The following is an 18,880-nucleotide window of genomic DNA, read 5'->3' as shown; positions in this document are numbered from 1 at the left end:
GGGCCCACAAGCCGTCGTCAAGTGGCGCTGTCCCCGCCCCGGCCGAAACCGGTCGCGACACGGCTCCTTCCCGATGACACCACGCCGTCCCGGCGCCAGACTTGACGGCATGTCGGGAAAGCGAAGCGCGGGTCTCCTCCTGTTCCGGACCTCGGAGGACGGGGCCGAGGTGCTCATCGGTCATATGGGTGGTCCTTTGTGGGCCGGCCGCGACGCCGCGGCCTGGTCGATCCCCAAAGGTGAGTACGAGCCGGACGAGACACCGGAGGCGGCTGCCCGCAGGGAGTTCACGGAGGAGCTCGGCCTGCCGGTGCCCGACGGAGAGCTCGTTCCCCTCGGCGAGTCGCGCCAGCCGAGCGGCAAGATCGTCACGGTCTGGGCGCTCGAGGCGGATCTCGACCCCGCCCTGGCCGATTTCGGAACGTTCACCATGGAGTGGCCGAGGGGCTCCGGTGTGCAGCGGGAGTTCCCGGAGATCGATCAGGTCGCCTGGTGCACGCCCGAGAAAGCCAACGAGCGGCTCGTGACGGGCCAGCGCGTCTTCCTCGACCGGCTGGCACGGCACGTCGACGGCCGCCGGGGGTAATCCCCACCTCCCACTGACCGGCCAGCGGGATGTCCCAGCCGGTACCGCGGTGGCCATTCTGGTCGTACGAGACGGGACCGCGACCAGGACCGGAACCGCGGGCCGCCCGAGGGAGACGTGATCATGCAGCTCAGGAGTTCATCGAATCAGGTGGCCAAAGTCGTCGCCGTGGCCGCGCTGCTGGCCGTGACCAGCAGCATGGCGCTTCCCGCCGCCCCCGCTGCCGGCGCCGTGTCCCGGTCACCGGCAGGGGTGTGGAGCGTGGACGGTTACGGCGCCGTGCTGTCCGTCGAGCGAGGGCGGCTGCAGGAGTACCAGGTCACTTCGGTCAGTTGCCGCAAGGGCGAAGTCGCCAAGCGCTCGGGCGGCGGCAGCGCGTCGCCCCGCTACCTGACCGACGACGGGGACGTCTTCACCGTACGATCCGGACGGCACCCCGACCGGGCGTCGATGCAGGTGGACGGCTCGCCCAACGAGCGGAACCTGCGGCGCGTTCCGGCGCTCCCCGCCTCCTGTGCGCGCGATCAGCCCGGCGGGCCGGTGGCGGCCTTCGACGTCCTGTGGCAGACCTTCGAGGAGAACTACCCCTTCTTCGCGGCCAAGGGAATCGACTGGGGCGCGGTCCGGGACCGCCACCGGCCCCGGATCCACGCCGGGACCACGGACGCCGAACTGTTCGCCGTCTTCCAGGAGATGCTGACGCCGCTGTACGACGCGCATGTCGCCCTCCTCGCCGGTGACGCCGGGATTTTCGCCCGCAGCCGGCCCGGCACCGTCATCCCCGACCAGGCGCTGGAGGACCGGATCAAGGCGTACATCCAGGAGCGCGACCTGGACGGCCGTCCGCTGCGGGAGTTCGCGCGCGGCCGGATCGGGTACGCCGATCTGCCCGGCGGCCGGGGTTACCTCCGACTCTCCGCGTTCAGCGGCTACACGAAGGCCAACACCTTCGCCGCCAACAGCGCGGAGCTGGACCGGGCACTCGACGCGATCCTCACCCCTGCGCGCACGGCCCGGCTGAAGGGCCTGGTCATCGATCTGCGGATCAACGGCGGCGGGTCCGACAGCCTGGGGCTGCGACTCGCCTCGCGTCTCACCGACCGCCCGCACTTCGCCTATGCCAAGCGGGCCCGCAACGACCCGGCCGATCCGACCCGTTTCACGCGCCCGCAGCCCGTGTACGTACGCCCCGCGGCCGAGCCCAGGTACACGGGGCCGGTCACGGTGCTGACCGGTGGCACGACGTTCAGTGCGGGCGAAACCTTCACGCAGGCCCTGATCGACCGTCCCGGCCGGACCGTCCGGGTCGGGGAATCCACGCAGGGCGTCTTCTCGGACGCACTGGAGCGACGGCTTCCGGGAGGCTGGACCCTCCTGCTGCCCAACGAGGAGTTCCTCACCCGGTCCGGGCACACCTTCGACGGTCCGGGCATTCCGCCGCATCTGAGCGAACCGGTCTTCACGGACGAGGAATTCGCCCACCACCGCGACTCGGCCTTCGACCGGGCGATGGAGGTACTGCGCGACAGTGATTCGTGACACAGGAGGAAAAGGCGGTGGGGCGGCCAGTACGCCCCTCCTCCGGGCCGGGGTCCTCAGCTCCCGCAGGCCCCCGAATCGCGCCCCGGCGTGGTCAGGGGCGTCCGCGCCGCGGCGTACACGCCGCAGGGCCGCCCTTGTCCGGGCTGCCCTGCGGCGGGCCCCGTAAGGGCGGAAAAGACCGGTCCGGCCGGGGCGCCGATCGCATGTGGTTTACCGTTGGCAGAGGAAGAGCCGCCGCCCATGCCGCCGACAGCGGGGGCGCGCGTACTCACAAGGCCGACGACGGCCCCAGGCAGAGGAACCCGAAGGCAAGGTCGCACTGCCCATCAGCCCCCTCACTCACTACCGCCGACCCGGCCGACCCACCCCCCAGCTGCTTTCCGGCCATCGGCGCCCCAGACCCAAGGTGCCGCGCGAAATCCGCGAAAACATGGCGCTGCGAGCCCCCACCGCGTGCCCGCGTCCCCGCCCGGCCGCCCGCGATGCCGCTGGAGCGCCGCCCGCCCACGGCGCACCCTCGGGAAACCCCGCCCCCATACCCCCCTGCCGCCTCCGGAAGGACTCATCACCATGACAGTGCAGACATCGGTACGACCTCCGCCCCAGCCCTCGCAGAAACCCGGCAGTGACTTCGCCCAGCTGTCCAAGAAGGTCACCGCGGCCGGACTGATGGGCCGCCGTCCCGGCTATTACACGGCCCGTATCGCCGCCGTGGCTGCCCTCTACGCCGGCGGCTGGGTCGCCTTCGTACTCGTCGGCGACAGCTGGTGGACGCTGGCGGTCGCCGCGTTCCTCGCCCTGGTCTTCGGCCAGGTCGCGCTGGTGACCCACGACACGGCCCACCGTCAGGTGTTCCGGCTGCGCAAGGCCAGCGAGCGCTCCGGCCGCATCGCCGGGAACATCGGCATCGGCATGGGTTACGGATGGTGGCAGGACAAGCACACCCGCCACCACGCCAACCCCAACCACGCGGAGCTCGACCCGGACGTACTGCCCGACGTACTGGTGTGGTCACAGGACCAGGCGCGCGTGTCCAAGGGCCTTCCCCGGCTGCTCGGCCGCTCGCAGGCCTTCCTGTTCTTCCCGCTGCTGACGCTGGAAGGCTTCAACCTGCATGTGGCGGGCGTACGGGCGCTGGCCAACCGCTCGCTCAAGAACCGCACGCTCGAAGGCACGCTGCTCTTCGGCCACTTCGCGGTCTACCTGGCCGCGCTGTTCCTGGTGCTGCCGCCCGGCATGGCGATCGCCTTCCTGGCTGTCCACCAGTGCCTGTTCGGCGTCTACCTGGGGTCCATTTTCGCCCCGAACCACAAGGGCATGCCGATCCTCACCGGTGACGACCGCCCCGACTTCCTGCGCCGCCAGGTGCTCACCTCACGCAACGTGCGCGGCGGCTGGTTCACCGACACGATGCTCGGCGGGCTGAACTACCAGATCGAGCACCACCTGTTCCCCAGCATGCCCACACCGCATCTGCGGCGGGCCCAGATCATCGTCCGCGACTACTGCCGGGACCTGGGCATCAGCTACCTGGAGACCAGCCTGATCACCTCCTACCGGCAGGCGCTCACCAGCCTGCACCGGGCGGGAGCCCCGATCCGCGAGGCCCGCGCGGCCGCCGCCCTGTCCAAGGCATAGCGCGACCGGCGGGCCTGCGGGCCGGGAGATCGAAGAGCGGGCGCTCAGGCCCGCAGCCAGACCGCCGTGTCCTGCGGGAGCCGCCCCTCGTCGCCCAGCGGGCCGCTCGCGAGCAGGACACCGGTGTGGCCGGGAAGCTCGGCGGACTCCGCGGCAAGGTTGACGACGCACATCAGGCCGTCTGTACGGGCGAAGGCGAGGGCGCCCGCGGGAGCGGTCAGCCAGCGCAGCGGGCCGTCGCCGAATCCGGGCTCGGTACGCCGCAGCCGCAGCGCCGTCCGGTACAGCGCGAGCATCGAGGCCGGATCGGCGGCCTGGCGGTCGGCGGCGTACGCCTCCCAGCCCGACGGCTGCGGCAGCCACGGCTCGCCTGCCGGACCGAACCCGTAGTGCGGGGCATCCGCCGTCCACGGCAGCGGCACCCGGCAGCCGTCACGTCCCGGGTCGCTGCCGCCCGAGCGGAAGTACATCGGGTCCTGGATGCGCTCCAGTGGAATATCCGCCTCCGGGATACCGAGTTCTTCGCCCTGGTAGAGGTAGACGGCCCCCGGCAGCGCCAGCGAGAGCAGGGCGGCTGCCCGCGCCCGCCGGGTACCGAGGCCGAGGTCGGTGGGTGTCCCGAAGGCCTTGGCCGCGAAGTCGAATCCGGTGGCGTCCCGCCCGTACCGCGTGACGGTCCGCGTCACGTCGTGGTTGCACAGCACCCAGGTCGCCGGGGCCCCCACCGGCGCGTGCTCGGCGAGAGTGTCCTCGATGGCCGTACGGAGGAGCCCGGCGTCCCAGGGGCAGGACAGATAGGTGAAGTTGAAGGCCGTGTGCAGCTCGTCGGGGCGCAGGTAGCGGGCGAAGCGCTCGGAATCGGGCAGCCAGACCTCGCCGACGAATATGGCGCCGTAGGTGTCGGCGACCGAGCGCCAGGCACGGTAGATGTCGTGGAGTTCGTCGCGGTCGATGTACGGGTGCGGGTCGCGGCCCTCGACGAAGTCGGGCAGCCCGGGGGCCTTGGCGAGCAGCGCGGCCGAGTCGATGCGTACGCCCGCGACGCCCCGCTCGAACCAGAAGCGCAGGACGTCCTCGTGCTCCCGGCGTACGGCCGGATGGGCCCAGTTGAGGTCGGGCTGCTCGGGTGCGAAGAGGTGCAGGTACCACTCGCCGTCCGGGACGCGGGTCCAGGTGGCGCCGGCGAACTGGGACGGCCAGTCGTTGGGCGGCAGTTCGCCGTGCTCCCCGCGCCCGGGCCGGAAGTGGAACAACTCGCGCTCGGTGCTGCCGGGCCCGGCGGCCAGCGCGGCCCGGAACCAGGCGTGCTGGTCGGAGACGTGGTTGGGCACGATGTCCACGATGGTGCGGATGCCGAGATCGAGGGCTTCGGCGATCAGTTTCTCGGCCTCGGCGAGCGTGCCGAAGGCGGGGTCGATGGTGCGGTAGTCGGCGACGTCGTAGCCGCCGTCGGCGAGCGGCGAGAGGTACCACGGGTTGAACCAGAGGGCGTCGGCACCCAGTTCGGCGAGGTACGGCAGTTTGGCCCGTACGCCGGCGAGATCGCCGGTTCCGTCTCCGTCGCCGTCGGCGAAGCTGCGTACGTACACCTGGTAGATGACGGCGGAGCGCCACCAGTCGGCATCGGCGGTGGCCTCGGACGGGAGGATGGCTGCCACGTGACGGTCCTTTCGGGCAGGTGGGACTCCGCCACCGGCTCCGGACAGCGGGCGCCGGAAGGAGAGCCGGGGGCGGAGTGCTTGAGGGGTGGCGGGTGGTCCTGCGGACGGGGCAGCCCTTCGGACGGGTCAGCCCTTCAGACCGCCCGCGGTCAGACCGCTCATGATGTTCCGCTGGAAGATCAGGAAGATGACGAGCGTCGGGGCGGACGCGATGGCGAGTGCGGCGATCAGCCAGTTCTCGGGCACGCCCTGGGCGAGTGAGTAGATCCCGACGTTGAGGGTCTGCATGGCCGGGTCCGGGAGTGTGAGCAGCGGCCAGAGGAAGTCCTTCCAGACTCCGACCACCGCGAAGATGGAGACCACGCCCAGGATCGGCCGCGAGATCGGCAGGACCACGGACCTCAGGGTCCGCAGCGGCGACGCTCCGTCGATCGCCGCCGCGTCCAGCAGCTCGCGCGGTATCGAGTCGAAGAACCTCTTCAGCAGGAAGATGTTGAAGGCGTTGGTGACCGACGGAAGCCAGATCACCCACGGGGAGTTGAGCAGATTGCGTTCGATCACCGGTACGTCCAGCACCGTGAGGTACTGGGGTACGACGAGTACGGTCGCCGGGATCATCAGGGTCGCCAGCATCATCCCGAGGATCGCCTTGCCGAAGAGCGGCCTGAGCTTGGAGAGGGAGTACGCGGCGGCGACGTCGAACACCAGCTGGAAGGCGAGCGCGCCGAAGGCGTAGTAGAAGGTGTTGAACAGCAGCCGGGAAAGGTCCATGACGTCCCAGGCGCCGGAGTAGTTCTCCGGGTGCACGGACTCGGGGACGAGGGTGGGCGGGCTCTGGGCGAATTCCTGCGCCGTCTTCAGTCCGCCGCTGACCATCCAGTACAGCGGACCGAGGAAGACCAGCACGAAACCCAGCATCACCACAGAAAAGACGGCCCAGTAGAGGACTTTGCCGCGGGTCCGGCCGAGCTGCGCCGGGGAGATGAGGGTCCGGGTGCGTTCCGTCATGAGCCGGCTCCTTACTGGTCGTCGCTGTCGCGGCTCAGTCGTACGTACGCCGCGGAGAAGGCGGCGAGCAGTACGAGCAGGACCAGGCCGAGAGCTGCCGCGCTGCCGTAGTTGTTGAAGTTGAAGGCGTACTGGTAGATCAGGTAGACCACGGTGGTCGTGGAGCCCTCGGGGCCGGCGCCTCCGGTGAGCAGGAACGGCTCGGTGAAGACCTGCATCGTGGCGATGATCTGCATGAGGAACATCAGCGAGAGGATCAGCCGGGTCTGAGGGATCGTCACATGCCAGATCTTGCGTAGGATTCCGGCCCCGTCGAGCTCGGCCGCCTCGTACAGCTCGCCCGCAATGCCCTGGAGCGCGGCCAGGTAGATCAGGGTCGCGCCGCCCATGTTCATCCACGTCGCGGCGATCACGACGGAGATCATGGCGGTGTCGGTGGACTGGAGCCAGTCCTGGGGCGGCAGGTGGAGCAGTTCCAGGATCCGGTTGAACAGGCCGTACCCCGGATCGTAGAAGTACTTGAAAAGCAGGACGGACGCCACCGGCGGCAGCATGACCGGAAGATAGACCAGGAGCCGCAATACCCCTTGTGCGTGCCGGAATTCGTTCAGCAGGACGGCCACGAAGAACGGCACCGCGAAGCCGAGCACGAGCGCGAGGCCGGTGAACTGCAGGGTGTTGCGCCAGGCTTGCCAGAACGCCGGGTCGTTGAAGACGTACGTCAGGTTCGACCAGCCGGCCCAGGTGGTCTGCCCGTCCTCGGTCTTCTGGAAGGCCAGCAGGAACTCTCTGACCATCGGGTACCAGGAGAAGAGCGCGAAGCACAGGACCGCCCCGATCAGGAACCCGTGCGCCGACAGATTGCGCCGCAGAGCTTGCACGAAGTCCTCGCGGGAGCGGGGCGGCCGGGTGTTGCCGGGGTTCTTGGGGCGCTGTTTCACCGCCTTGTTCCCGGACAGGGTGGTGGGGGCTGTGGGGGCCGGCATCGGGTCTCCTTGGTGCCGTCGTGGACACGGACAACGCGGGGGCCGGGTCCGGGAGGCTGGGCCCGGCCCCGCATGCCTGCTACCGCTACCGCTACCGCTTCGCCAGCACTTGGTTGACCTGCGTCTCGGCAGTGGAGAGCAGCTTGTCGATGTCGGCGTTCTCGTTGGTGAGGACGCCGGACATCACGTTGTCCAGGACCTTGTAGACCTCTTGGGCCTTGGGCGGCTCGGCCTTTCCGGCGACCGGGTTGTCCATGAAGGGCTTGAAGTTCTCGACCGGCATGGTGGCGTGCTCGGCGCGCTCAGCGGCGTCCTTGGTTTTGATGTCGCCGGTCCAGAAGTTCGGCTGCGGCAGGCCGACGGGCAGCTCGTCCGCCTTGGAGCGGGCCCAGTCGAACTGACCCTTGCCCGGCGTGAGTGTCTTGAAGTTCACCCAGGCGACGGCCGCCTTGAGCTGGTCCGGCGAACTGCCCTTCTTGAACATGTAGTTGTTGCCACCGAACAAGGTCGCCTTGCCACCGGGTATCGGCCCCATGCCGAAGTTCTCGTACGTGGCTCCGAGTTGCTGGACCATGTAGGTGATGTCGTCGGGGGCGGCGAGGAACATGCCGAGTTTGTCGGTGGCGATCTGCTTCTGGAGGTCTCCCCACTTGAGCAGCTGGGTCTTGCCCATGCTGTCGTCCTCCCACCGCATGTCGTGCAGATTCCGCGCGATCCGCCTGCCCAGGTCGTTGTTGAACGCCGCCTTTGTGCCGTCGGCCGTGACGACGTCGCCACCGAGGCCGTACATGGTGGCGGTGAAGTGCCAGCCGCCGGTGTTGGCCGCGCTGTACTCGCCGAAGCCCGAGATGCCGTTGCCGAGCTTCGCGATGGCCTTCGCCGCCGTACGGACCTCTTCCCAGGTTCTCGGCGGCGAGTTCGGGTCGAGGCCGGCCTGCTCGAAGAGCTTGCGGTTGATCAGCAGGCCCATGGTGTAGTTGCTGGTGGGCAGGCCGTAGAGCTTGCCGTCCTTCTTGTGGACGTCCAGCACGTCGGGGTCGATGCTGCCGAGCGCCGGGACCGTCTTCTCGGTGACGTACGCCGTGATGTCGGCGGCGCCGTCGTTGTCGAGCACCTGCTGGAGGTCACTGAAGTACGCGTAGAAGACATCGGGCTGCGACTTGCCCTTGAGCGCCGCGGTGAAGCGCGCCGGCTCATTGCACTGACCGGTCGTCGACTTCCCCTCGATCCTGACGTTCGGGTACTTCTCGTTGAACGTCTTGATGTCCTCCTTCCACTGCCTCAGCTCCGCCGCCTTCGCCGCGGGCGGCATGCAGTCCATGGTGAGCGTGACCTTGGCCTTCGGGTCGAGCGGCGCGGCCGGATCTGCCGATCCGCCGCCTCCGCCACCGTTGTTGTCGTTGTCGCTGCTGCTGGTGCCGCAGGCGGCGAGGGCCGTCAGCGCCAGCGCGGAGACGAGGGCCGCCGCGGACGTGCGGCGGGTCCGGCGAGCAGGGCGGAACCAGGTGCTTCTCATCGGTGGACCCCTTCGGGCATGAGCGTGGAAGGCCCCCGGCTGACACACAGCGGGGCGCCGCACACTCAACCACCGCGAACAGGCGACCGCAATATGTCGCGCTGATTTCGTAAATGATTGACAGACGTTTGCCGGACGCCTGCGTGCCTAACGCGGCGCCTGGGCGGTCGAGCCGCGCACCACCAGCTCGGGCTCGAACAGCAGCTCCCCCGGCTGCACCGCGCCGCCCTGGATCTGGGCGCACAGCAGCTCGACGGCGGCCCGCCCCATGGCCTCGATGGGCTGACGGACGGTGGTGAGCGGCGGCTCGGTGCAGTTCATGAAGGCGGAGTCGTCGTAACCCACGACCGATACGTCGCCCGGTACGTTCAGACCGCGCCGGCGGGCCGCCCGTACCGCGCCGAGCGCCAGCGGATCACTCGCGCAGATGATGCCGGTGACTCCGCGCCCGAGCAGGCGGGAAGCGGCGGCGTGGCCGCCTTCCAGGGAGAACAGTGCGCGCTCGACGTGCGCGTCGGGCAGCTCGCCCCCGGCCGCCTCGGCCGCGATGTGGGCGGCGGCGAGCTTGCGCCGCGAGGGCACGTGGTCGGGCGGGCCGAGGACCAGGCCGATGCGCTCGTGCCCCAGCGACTTCAGGTGGCGCCAGGCCTGCTCGACGGCGACGGCGTCGTCGCAGGAGACGCAGGGAAAGTCGAGGTGGTCGATGGACGCGTTGATGAGCACGACCGGGACCTTGCGGTCGGACAGCTGCCTGTAGTGGTCGTGCGGGGCATCGGCCTGCGCGAACAGCCCGCCGGCGAAGACGACCCCGGAGACCTGCTGCTGGAGCAGCAGGTCGACGTAATCCGCCTCCGACACTCCGCCCTTGGTCTGCGTACACAGGACGGGCGTCAGGCCCTGCTGGGCGAGTGCGCCGCCGATGACCTCGGCGAAGGCCGGGAAGATGGGGTTCTGGAGCTCCGGCAGGACCAGGCCGACCAGTCGGGCGCGCTCGCCGCGCAGCTGCGTCGGCCGCTCGTAACCGAGCACGTCAAGTGCTGTCAGTACGGACTGGCGGGTGGCGTCCGAGACTCCGGGCTTGCCGTTCAGCACCCGGCTGACCGTGGCCTCGCTGACCCCCACCTTTTTGGCAACCTGAGCAAGTCGTCGCGTCATGAACGCAAGGCTAACGCAAATCACGCAAGATACTTACTGATCGACGCAAGCCAGCTCGCAGGCGGTGCCGTCCCGGGCGCGCGCCCCGGACAACACCGCCTGCCGCCGGTCTCCGGTCTCCGGTCTCCCTACGGATTGATGTTGATCTTGAAGGTGGACGTGGTGTTCCTGATGTCCTGGGCGTTGCCGCTGAGTCTCAGGTTGTTGAAGGTCACCTCCCCGACCGCGGGCCCCTGGCCCGCCTCCGGCATCTCGTTCGCCCAGACGCCGAAGCCGGACTTGGCGTCATGGCTGTCTCCGCTCTTGCGGGCTCCCGAGATCGAGACGTCCGTGAAGACGGTGTCCTTGACGGGGAACTGCGGCTGTCCGCCCACGTAGTTCGTCTGGAACATGACGCCGCTGTACGTCGGATCGACGATGTCGACGTCGGTGACCCGGATGCCCTGGAACACCTTCGACGCGGAGAACACCCAGATACCGGGGAACGTCTGCGCTCCCCAGAAGTGCCCGCCGGCCCGCACGATCGAGATGTTCTCGAACTTGGTCGGGTCGGTGCCGAAGCCGTTCATCGGATAGCCGAAGTCCAGCGAGCTGATGGTGATCCCGGAGTACACGAGCGTGTCGGCGATGTGGATGTTGCGGAAGGTGTTGTTGTAGCCGCCGTAGACGGCGACACCGGCCGCGCGCCAGGTCAGGATCGAGGTGAGGTTCTCGTAGACGTTGTTCTTCATGTCCGCGCCGCCGGCGTCGATCGCCGAGAACAGCGCGAAACTGTCGTCGCCGGTCGCCCGCGCCTCGTTGTTGCTGACGAGGTTGTCCGTACTGCCGTTGGTCATGTTGATGCCGTCGGCGAACATGTTGCGGATGCGGGAGTTCTTGATGGTGACGTTGTCGGTGTTGGCGCCCCAGTAGAGGCACACCATGTGCTCGTTCCAGATGTTGTCGATCACGATGTCGGAGACATTCGAGAAGTCGAACACCTTGCCCGGGCCGTCGATGCGCGAGGTGTAGTTGCCGAAGTAGGCGAAGTTCGCGAACGAGGAACCCTTCGCCGTGTTGTCGGCCCGGAAACCGACATCGGTGTTGTCCTGGGACGCGGGCGCCTGGAAGCGGGTGTACCAGGGCCCGGCGCCCACGACCTTCACGGCCTTGCCGTAGACCTGGAACTTGCTCGCGGTCTGGTAGGCGCCGGCCGGCAGATATACGCCGACGAGCTTGCCCGTGGTGTCCATCCGCACCTTGTCGAGGGCGTTCTGCACGTCCTGGTGGGTGAAGCCGGCCGGCACGGTGTACGTCGCCGGGTCCGGGTTGGGCACCTGCGCGACCTGCTCCAGGTTCACGAAGTCGATCGCGTACTTCGACGTGTTCGCCGTGTCCTTCTGCAGCCGGATCCTGCTGCCCGCCGGGACGGTTTCGCCCAGCGTGATGTTGGCCTCGTCGTAGATGTGGCGCGGTGGTCCGGCGCCCGGCGAGTTGCCGGGGCTCGCCTCGGCGCCGTACAGCCAGGCGTACTTGGAGGTGAGGTCGAGCGCCTTGCGGAAGGTGCCGTTGACGTAGACGTTCAGGGTGGCGTCGATGCCTCCGCCGCCCGGGGCGTCCGGGATGGAGAAGCGGGTCACCAGGGTGTTCGTGCTCGCCTTGGTGGTGAACTCCACATAGTGTCCGGTCTCGTTGAGGGTGACGGCCTTGCGGCCGGACGCCTCACCCGCGATGTCGCCCACGGTCCGGTTCGGGCCGACGACCTGGGCGCCGCCGCCGGCGTTGCCCTCCTCGGCCTCGTACATGTCGAACGGCATGCCGGCGCCTCGGCCGATGAAGAGCGGCCGGGTGCTGGTGTTGTTCTCCCGTTTGACCGGCGCTTCGTTGGCGTCGGCCGCGATCACGACCTTGACGGTGTACGTGCCGTTGGCCGCCGTCCAGGTGCCGAGGCCGACCGGGGCCGTGGTGGCGCCGGCCGCGATGGTTGCGCTGTGGGCGCCGGTGAGCGTCCGTACGGTCGCGCCCTTGGAGTCGACGAGCGTGAGCGTGATGCCGTGGCTGCCGCTCGCGGACGCCTGTGTGCCCTGGTTCCTGATCGCCACCGAGAAGTTGACGTTGTCTCCGTCGCCGGGCGCGCTCGGCGACCAGCTCACCGCGGACGCGACCAGATCGGAACTGGCGACAGGCTTCACGACCAGCGGGCTGCCGCTCGTGTAGGTGTTGTTGGTGTCGTTCTGCTCGATGACGGTGTTCGCCTCGTCGACGACCGCGCTGAGCGGGTACGTACCCGATTCGCGCGGCCCGAGGTCGGCGGCGACGGTCGTCGTGGCCCCGGCGGCCAGGGCGGGGACGGAGGCCGTGGCGACCTTCGAGCCGCCGAGCTTGAAGGTGACGGCGGTCGCCGGCGCTGCGGCCGGGCCGCTGTTGCGTACGGTCGCCGAGAGCTTGATGTCGTCCGACTCGACCGGCGAGGCGGGCGACGGCGTCAGGCCGGTGATCTCCAGGTCCGGGTTGGGCGCGGGGACACCCAGGACCTGGAACTCGGCTATCTGACCTGCGGTGGCACCGGAGTTGGAGGTGAACTTCAGCTGTACGTCGGCGACCCGCGCGGTGACCGGGACGGTGACGGAATTCCCGCTCGCCGGGTTGAAGGTGTAGTCCTTCGCCGCCGCAAGGCCGGTGAAGGCGGACGCGCTCTGCTCGCGGCCGAGCACCTGGATGTTCTGGGTCCTGGTGGACCAGCCTGCGTCCGGGTTGATTTTCAGCACCAGAGCGTTGACGTCGGCGTTGGCGCCGAGCTTGAGGGTGAGGGTGTTCGGGTAGCTGCCGGCAGCGCCTTCCCAGTACGTGGTCAGCTTGTTGTCGTTGGCGTTCTCAGCGACGTACGTGTGGATGACGGACGACGCACTGATCGGCTTGCCCACAGCGAGGTTCGAGCCCTCGCCTCCCGTCCCGTCGCGGGTGACGGTGTTGCTGTTGCCGGACTGGTTGCCCGCCGCGTCCTTGGCCCGTACGAAGTACGACACCGTGTTGCCCGCGGGCTGCGTGTCCGTGAACGTCGTCGCGTCACCCGCGACGCTCTTGCGCAGCGTGTTGTTGGCGTACACGTCATAGCCGGTTACGGCCGTGTCGTCGGACGACGCCTGCCAGGTCAGCTTGATCTGGCCGGAGGCCGGCTCGGTGAAGGCCAGGTTCCCGGGGGGCGTGGGGGCCTGGGTGTCACCTGTGTCCGCCCTGCGGATGACAGTGTTGCTGTTGCCCGACTGGTTGCCCGCCGCGTCCTTGGCCCGTACGAAGTACGACACCGTGGAGCCCGGGGGCTGGGTGTCCGTGAACGTCGTCGCGTCACCCGCCACACTCGTCCGCAGTGTGTTGTTGGCGTACACGTCATAGCCGGTCACGGCGGTGTTGTCGGACGACGCTTTCCAGGTCAGCTTGATCTGGCCGGAGGCCGGCTCGGTGAAGGTCAGGTCCTGGGGGACGGTGGGGGCCTGGGTGTCACCGGTCGCCGGGCCGTAGATCTCCAGTTCGGAGAGCTGGCCGGCGGGCTGTCCGGTGTTGGCCGTGATCAGCACGCGCACATAGCGGGTCGTGGCCGGGTCGAAGGTGAGCGTCACGGCCCGGCTGTTGGCCGCGCCGAACTCGTACCCCTTGGACGCTGTCAGGTCCGTGAAGTCGGAGCCGGTGGCGCTCCCCTGGAGTTTGAGCGTCTGTGTCCTGGTGCTCCAGGCCTCGGGCAGTCTGAGCACCACGCGGTCGACGCGCACCGAGGCGCCGAGATCTGCCTGGATCCACTGGGGCAGTGCGTTGTTCCTGCTCTCCCAGTAGCTGGACGGATTGCCGTCGTTGGCCCGCGCGGCGTCGTAGACGTCGGTGTGACTGCTGGCCGTCAGCTTCTTGCCCTGGGCGAGGTTGCCGGAGGTCTCTCCCGGCGCGCGTACTTCCAGCTCGGACAACTGGGCTGCCGCCCAGCCGGTGTTGGCCGTGATGTTCACGCGGACGAAGCGGGCCTGGGCCGCCGGGAACGCGATGGCCACGGCATTGCCCTCGCCCGGACTGAAGGTGTACGCGGCGGAGCTGACGAGCGTCGTGAAGCTGGTGCCGTCGGCGCTGCCCTGGACGGACAGGGTCTGGCGGCGGCTCTCCCACGCGGCCGGCAGTTTCAGGACGACTTCGTCGACGCGGGTGGTGGCGCCGAGGTCGGCCTGGGCCCACTGCGGAAAGCCGCTTCCGGAGCTCTCCCAGTACGTTCCCTGGTTCCCGTCGGTGATGTTGCCGGCACCGTAACCGGCATTGGCGCTGCTTGCCGCCGCGGGCTTGCCCGCGGCGAGGTTGGGGCCGCCGGCCGCCGTGGCGGACAGCGACGGCCAGCCGATCAGTAAGAGGCTTGTGGTGAGGAGGGCCGCCAGTACGCGGCTTCTCCAGCGTTGAGTTCTCATGGATCCCCGATCTCTCCTGCATCGCGGAACGGAGTATTTTGCGCTGGGCGGTAGGAGAGTTGCAGAGATGTGCCAACGCGTCTACAGGTTCGGCGGTGCGCCGGAGCGCGGGGAAGGGGCGCTTCCGTCCAGCGCGGCGCCAGGAGCTGCGCCATCTACAAGGCTTGCGGGCGGCAATGCAAACGGGTCGCAAAATGCGCAAGCAGCTTGCGTTGCCGCCCGGTCCCCCGGACTAGCGTGCGTACGAAGCCGGCCGGCCCCACTGCGCACGGGCCCCGTCGAGTGCGGAGCGGTAGGCGGCGTAGCCGTCCTCGTACACCTCGCGTGATCCCTGATCCGGCTCGACCACGTGGAACAACTGCGGCTTCTTCTCCGGGCCTTCGCCGAGGAAGCGCCGCGCGACCCGCACCGCACCGAGCGCGCCCACCTCGTTCTCCCGCGGGATACGGACCGGGCGCCCCAGAATGTCGGCGAAGAGCTGCGCCCACGGGCCGGAGCGGGTGCCGCCGCCGCACGCCGCGAGGGTGCCGGTGAGGCCGGCGGCCTCCAGGCAGTGCCGGGCGGCGTAACCGATGGCCTCGCACATGGCGCGTACCGCGTCGGCGCGGGTGTGGGCGAGCGTGAGCCCGTCGAGGCGGCCACGGGCGGCCGGGTCCACGAAGGGGGCGCGCTCCCCCGCGTCGGAGAGGAAGGGCAGCGCGGTGACGCCGTTCGCTCCGGGCGGGCTGTCGGCGAGCAGCCCGTCGAGGTCGGCCGTGGTCGCACCGATGAGGGCCAGGAACCATTCGAGGGCGGCGGTGCCGACCATCGCGGGCATCGCGCGCAGCCAGCGGTCGGGGTCCGGGGTGCACAGCCACATGCCGGCCGGTTCGGTGGACCCGCCGGTCCGGGCCCTGTCGGTCAGTACCTGACAGGCGAGGGTGGTGCCGACGATCAGCAGTCCGTCACCCACGTCGCGTACGCCGCTGCCAATCGCACCGGCCGGCAGGTCGTACGGCCCCGCCGTGAGCGGAAGTCCCTCGGGCAGCCCCAGCAGTTCGGCGCCGTGGCCGTCGAGGGCCAGGACGGTTCCGGGCGCGGCCGGAGCGGGCAGCAGATGTGCCTGGCTCTCGATTCCGCAGGCGGCGAGCGCCTCGGTCGAGTAGGTGCGGCTGACCGGATCAAGGAAGGGCAGAGTGGCGTCGGAGGCGTCGACGCCGACCTGCCCGGTGAGGCGCTGGGCGACGGCGTCGACACAGTAACCGGCGGTGGCCGCGCGTCGCAGGGTCTGCGGCTCGTGCTCCTGGAGATGGGCGAGGAGCGGGGCGTGGCAGCCGGGGAACATGCCGGATCCGGTGTGTTCGTACACCTTCTGGACCGTGCCGTCCGCCAGCCAGCGCGCGACACGGTCCGAGGCGCGGCCGTCCATCCAGGAGATGGCCGGGCGGACCGCGCGGCCGTCCGCGTCGCGCAGCCACAGGCCGTCGCCCTGGCCGGTGAGGGCGAGCGCGGCGGGCGGCTCGGCCAGGGCGGCGGTGGTTTCCCGTACGACTTCGGCGACCGTACGGACGACGTCGTCGAGGTCCTGTTCGACGCGGCCGCCGGGCAGCCGCACCACGCTGCTGCGCCGGGCGGCCGAGGCCTGCGGGGTTCCTTCGCTGTCGAAGGCGACGGCTTTGGTGACGGAGGTGCCGATGTCGACGCCGATGATGACGCTCATGGGCGCGCGGCCTCCTGGACCTCGGGGTTGGCCGGGTGCGCGAGCTTTTCTCCGCGTACGAAACGGCCTGCCTCGGCGGCGGTGATGGCGGCGGCGCGGTGTGCGGTCTGCTGGGTGGCGCCGGCCAGGTGGGGGACGGTGACGACGTTCGGGGCGTCGTGCAACGGCCAGTCCGCGGGCGGCGGTTCGATGTCGTAGACGTCGAGGGCGAGGGCGCCGAGGCGGCCGCTCTTCAGCAGACCGGGGAGCGGGGCGTAGTCGAGGAGGCCGCCACGGGCGGAGTTGACGAGGACCGCGCCCTCGGGGAGAAGTTCCAGTCTGGCGGCGTCGATGAGGTGGTGGGTCTCGGGTGTGAGGCGGGCGTGCAGGCTCACCACGCTGCTGCGGCGCAGGAGTTCGTCGAGGCCGACCGGTTCCACCCCGTCGGCGCGGGCGGCCGCCGGGTCGGTGTAGGGGTCGGCGACCAGGACGTGCGAGCCGAAGGCGCGCAGGACGCGGGCGACGATGCGGCCGATGGCGCCGTATCCGACCAGTCCGACGGTGGCGCCGTCGAGTTCGATGCCGCCCTCGTCGTACGCGTAGAAGTCGCCGCGCCACTTGCCGCGCTTGAGTTCGGCGTCGGCGGTGGTGATGCGGCGCATGGCGGTGAGCATCAGGCCGATGGCGAACTCGGCGGCGGCGGGGGCGTTGCGGCCGGGCGCGAAGGAGACGGCGACGCCGTGGCGGGTGGCGGCTGCGAGGTCGACGTTGACCGGGCCGCCCCGGGAGACGGCGACCATGCGCAGGTCCGGGCAGGCCGTGAAGACCTTCTCGGTGAAGGGCGCCATCTGGGTCACGCAGATCTCGGCGCCGTCGAGCGCCTCGATGATCCGACCCTCCGTACCGCTCGCCTCGTGGACGTCGCCGACCGGGCCGAAGGGCTCGTGGGGCCAGGGCAGGGTGAGTTCGGTGATCTCCTGGGCATTGCCGAGTTCCTCGCACAGGGCGGTGCGGAGGAGGTCGGGGCGTACGAAATGATCGCCGGCGGCGAGGATGCGCATGGAGCGGGGCCCTTCTCGGGGTCACGGTGGCGATGCGCCTCAGCGTTGCCGCAGCGCCACTAACACTGGCGCTGATAGATTTAACATCATTGTTTTGAAGAATCAATGCACCGGCGCGGCCGCCCCCGGCCCGCGTCGCCGCCTCGCAGGGGAGAGATCACCGATGGCGTCACGCCTGTTGCTCGTACGGCACGGAGAGACCGAGTGGCACGCGGAGAACCGGTACGCCGGCATCTCCGACGTCGCGCTGACCGCGAAGGGGCTGCGGCAGGCGGAGGAGCTCGGGAACTGGGCGAAGCACCGCGGCGTCGACGCCGTGGCCTGCTCGCCGGTCAGCCGCGCCCGGCTGACGGCCCAGCCCGCCGCCGAGGCTCTCGGCGTCGAACCGGAGATCGTCGAGGGGCTGCGCGAAGTGGACTTCGGCTGGGGGGAGGGCCGCACCATCGCCGAGATGTCGGCCGAGGACCCCGAGGCCGTACGGCGCTTCCTGGAGGACGCCGAGCTCGGCGCATTTGCCGGATCGGAGCCGCCGTCCGAGGCCGCGGCCCGGGCCTCCACCGCGCTGCGCGGCCTCGCGCGCAAGCACCCGGGCGGCACGGTCCTGGTGGTGGCGCACAACACGCTGCTGCGCATGGCGCTGTGCGCGATGCTGTCCATCCCGGTCGGCCGCTACCGCCTGGTGTTCCCCCGGCTCGACAACGCGGCCGTGACCGAGATCGAGGTGACGGACGCAGGCACCGCTCTGCGCTCGCTCAACGTCCACACCTGGACACCTCTCCATGGCGGTACGCGAAACTTGGGCGCATGACGACGACCGGCGCGGAAGCCCGCAGGCAGATCATCACCGAGCACGTCCTGCGGCACGGGACGGCGAGCGGGGCGGAGCTCGCGGAGCTCACCCGCGTGAGCCTGATGACGGTTCACCGCGACCTGGACGAGCTGGCCAGGCGCGGGGTACTGCGCCGGTTCCGCGGCGGCGTCTCCGCGCTGCCCTCGACGGTTTTCGAGTCGAATCTCGACTACCGGCTCGGCGTCAACACGGCCGAGAAGGAAGCTGTCGCGAAGACCGCGGCCGACCTGGTCGAGCCGGGCATGTCGGTGATGCTGGACGACTCGACGACCGCGCTCGCGCTGGCCCGGCTGCTGGTGGACCAGGCCCCGCTGACGGTGGTGACCAATGCCCGGCGGGTCATCGACCTGTTCGTCGGCCATGAGGACATACGCCTCATTTCGCTCGGCGGGGAGTACTCGCACACCCACGACTCCTTCCTGGGCGTTCCCTGCCTGGAGGCCATCGAGGCTCTCTCGGTGGACATGGTGCTGGTCTCCACCTCGGCGATGGACGCCCGGATGACGTACCACCAGGAGCAGGACGTGGTGCTGGTCAAGCGGGCGATGCTGGCCTCCGGCACGCGCAAGGTACTGCTCATGGACCGCACGAAGCTGGCCAGGACCGCGCTGCACCGACTGGCTCCCGTCGAGGACTTCGACCACCTGGTGGTGGACGGCGGGGTGGGCGGCGAATTGCTCACCGCGCTCAGGGAGCGCACGGATGTCCGAGTCGCGGTCACGCGCTGACAACAAGATTTCTTAAACTCTTGCGTGTTAATTTCACAGAGGTCATGATGCAT

General features: G+C 69.6%; 13 protein-coding genes. 5 read left to right on the top strand and 8 right to left on the bottom strand.

Annotated elements, in window-relative coordinates; genetic code table 11:
- Positions 1-109: 109 nt before the first annotated feature.
- From AC1P0E_RS31445 to AC1P0E_RS31435, 3 genes are all read left to right on the top strand, one after another.
- Positions 110-586: an NUDIX hydrolase gene (locus AC1P0E_RS31445; RefSeq protein WP_482745492.1), complete on the top strand. Its 477-nt coding sequence runs from the start codon at positions 110-112 to the stop codon at positions 584-586.
- A gap of 123 nt (positions 587-709) precedes the next feature.
- A complete protein-coding gene (locus AC1P0E_RS31440; protein ID WP_482745491.1) occupies positions 710-2,125 on the top strand; it encodes a S41 family peptidase in 1,416 nt (471 codons plus the stop codon).
- 573 nt (positions 2,126-2,698) lie between these two features.
- Positions 2,699-3,766, top strand: a complete 1,068-nt coding sequence (locus AC1P0E_RS31435; protein ID WP_482745490.1) for a fatty acid desaturase family protein — start codon at positions 2,699-2,701, stop codon at positions 3,764-3,766.
- Positions 3,767-3,810: 44 nt separating this feature from the next.
- On the opposite strand, the gene AC1P0E_RS31430 is transcribed toward AC1P0E_RS31435, so the two are convergent.
- The 8 genes from AC1P0E_RS31430 to AC1P0E_RS31395 form a co-directional block, all read right to left on the bottom strand.
- Complete coding sequence (locus tag AC1P0E_RS31430) at positions 3,811-5,424, bottom strand: glycoside hydrolase family 13 protein (protein ID WP_482745489.1); 1,614 nt, start codon at positions 5,422-5,424, stop codon at positions 3,811-3,813.
- Between the two features lie 129 nt (positions 5,425-5,553).
- Positions 5,554-6,435 carry a carbohydrate ABC transporter permease gene (locus tag AC1P0E_RS31425; RefSeq protein WP_482745488.1) on the bottom strand — a complete coding sequence of 294 codons (882 nt, stop codon included), beginning with the start codon at positions 6,433-6,435 and terminating at the stop codon, positions 5,554-5,556.
- A gap of 11 nt (positions 6,436-6,446) precedes the next feature.
- The gene (locus AC1P0E_RS31420) at positions 6,447-7,421 is read right to left on the bottom strand and encodes a carbohydrate ABC transporter permease (RefSeq protein WP_482745487.1); all 975 of its coding nucleotides are present in this window, start codon (positions 7,419-7,421) and stop codon (positions 6,447-6,449) included.
- A 91-nt stretch (positions 7,422-7,512) separates the two neighbouring features.
- Positions 7,513-8,937, bottom strand: a complete 1,425-nt coding sequence (locus AC1P0E_RS31415) for an extracellular solute-binding protein (protein WP_482745486.1) — start codon at positions 8,935-8,937, stop codon at positions 7,513-7,515.
- 147 nt (positions 8,938-9,084) lie between these two features.
- Entirely contained in the window at positions 9,085-10,092 is a 1,008-nt protein-coding gene (locus AC1P0E_RS31410; RefSeq protein WP_482745485.1) for a LacI family DNA-binding transcriptional regulator, read from the bottom strand.
- 128 nt (positions 10,093-10,220) lie between these two features.
- Entirely contained in the window at positions 10,221-14,510 is a 4,290-nt protein-coding gene (locus AC1P0E_RS31405) for a discoidin domain-containing protein (protein WP_482745484.1), read from the bottom strand.
- Positions 14,511-14,742: 232 nt separating this feature from the next.
- Positions 14,743-16,209 (bottom strand): FGGY family carbohydrate kinase, encoded by a 1,467-nt coding sequence (locus AC1P0E_RS31400; protein ID WP_482745483.1) that lies wholly within the window; start codon positions 16,207-16,209, stop codon positions 14,743-14,745.
- Positions 16,206-17,249 carry a 2-hydroxyacid dehydrogenase gene (locus AC1P0E_RS31395; protein WP_482745482.1) on the bottom strand — a complete coding sequence of 348 codons (1,044 nt, stop codon included), beginning with the start codon at positions 17,247-17,249 and terminating at the stop codon, positions 16,206-16,208. The genes AC1P0E_RS31400 and AC1P0E_RS31395 overlap by 4 nt, the downstream gene beginning before the upstream one ends.
- 163 nt (positions 17,250-17,412) lie before the next feature.
- Between AC1P0E_RS31395 and AC1P0E_RS31390 the strand changes: the two genes are divergently transcribed.
- A complete protein-coding gene (locus AC1P0E_RS31390; RefSeq protein ID WP_482745481.1) occupies positions 17,413-18,057 on the top strand; it encodes a histidine phosphatase family protein in 645 nt (214 codons plus the stop codon).
- A complete protein-coding gene (locus AC1P0E_RS31385) occupies positions 18,054-18,827 on the top strand; it encodes a DeoR/GlpR family DNA-binding transcription regulator (RefSeq protein WP_482745480.1) in 774 nt (257 codons plus the stop codon). The genes AC1P0E_RS31390 and AC1P0E_RS31385 overlap by 4 nt, the downstream gene beginning before the upstream one ends.
- Positions 18,828-18,880 lie beyond the last annotated feature (53 nt).

The organism is Streptomyces sp. TRD_SC_5, from assembly GCF_056836825.1.
This window is presented reverse-complemented; position numbering and strand designations above follow the sequence as displayed.

Bases quoted from the DNA above. Each gene is read 5' to 3' on its own strand.
- AC1P0E_RS31395 (WP_482745482.1), bottom strand. From the start codon at position 17,249: ATGCGCATCCTCGCCGCCGGCGATCATTTCGTACGCCCCGACCTCCTC.
- AC1P0E_RS31385 (WP_482745480.1), top strand. From the start codon at position 18,054: ATGACGACGACCGGCGCGGAAGCCCGCAGGCAGATCATCACCGAGCAC.
- AC1P0E_RS31415 (WP_482745486.1), bottom strand. From the start codon at position 8,937: ATGAGAAGCACCTGGTTCCGCCCTGCTCGCCGGACCCGCCGCACGTCC.
- AC1P0E_RS31440 (WP_482745491.1), top strand. From the start codon at position 710: ATGCAGCTCAGGAGTTCATCGAATCAGGTGGCCAAAGTCGTCGCCGTG.
- AC1P0E_RS31400 (WP_482745483.1), bottom strand. From the start codon at position 16,209: ATGAGCGTCATCATCGGCGTCGACATCGGCACCTCCGTCACCAAAGCC.
- AC1P0E_RS31390 (WP_482745481.1), top strand. From the start codon at position 17,413: ATGGCGTCACGCCTGTTGCTCGTACGGCACGGAGAGACCGAGTGGCAC.
- AC1P0E_RS31420 (WP_482745487.1), bottom strand. From the start codon at position 7,421: ATGCCGGCCCCCACAGCCCCCACCACCCTGTCCGGGAACAAGGCGGTG.
- AC1P0E_RS31405 (WP_482745484.1), bottom strand. From the start codon at position 14,510: ATGAGAACTCAACGCTGGAGAAGCCGCGTACTGGCGGCCCTCCTCACC.
- AC1P0E_RS31435 (WP_482745490.1), top strand. From the start codon at position 2,699: ATGACAGTGCAGACATCGGTACGACCTCCGCCCCAGCCCTCGCAGAAA.
- AC1P0E_RS31445 (WP_482745492.1), top strand. From the start codon at position 110: ATGTCGGGAAAGCGAAGCGCGGGTCTCCTCCTGTTCCGGACCTCGGAG.
- AC1P0E_RS31425 (WP_482745488.1), bottom strand. From the start codon at position 6,435: ATGACGGAACGCACCCGGACCCTCATCTCCCCGGCGCAGCTCGGCCGG.
- AC1P0E_RS31410 (WP_482745485.1), bottom strand. From the start codon at position 10,092: ATGACGCGACGACTTGCTCAGGTTGCCAAAAAGGTGGGGGTCAGCGAG.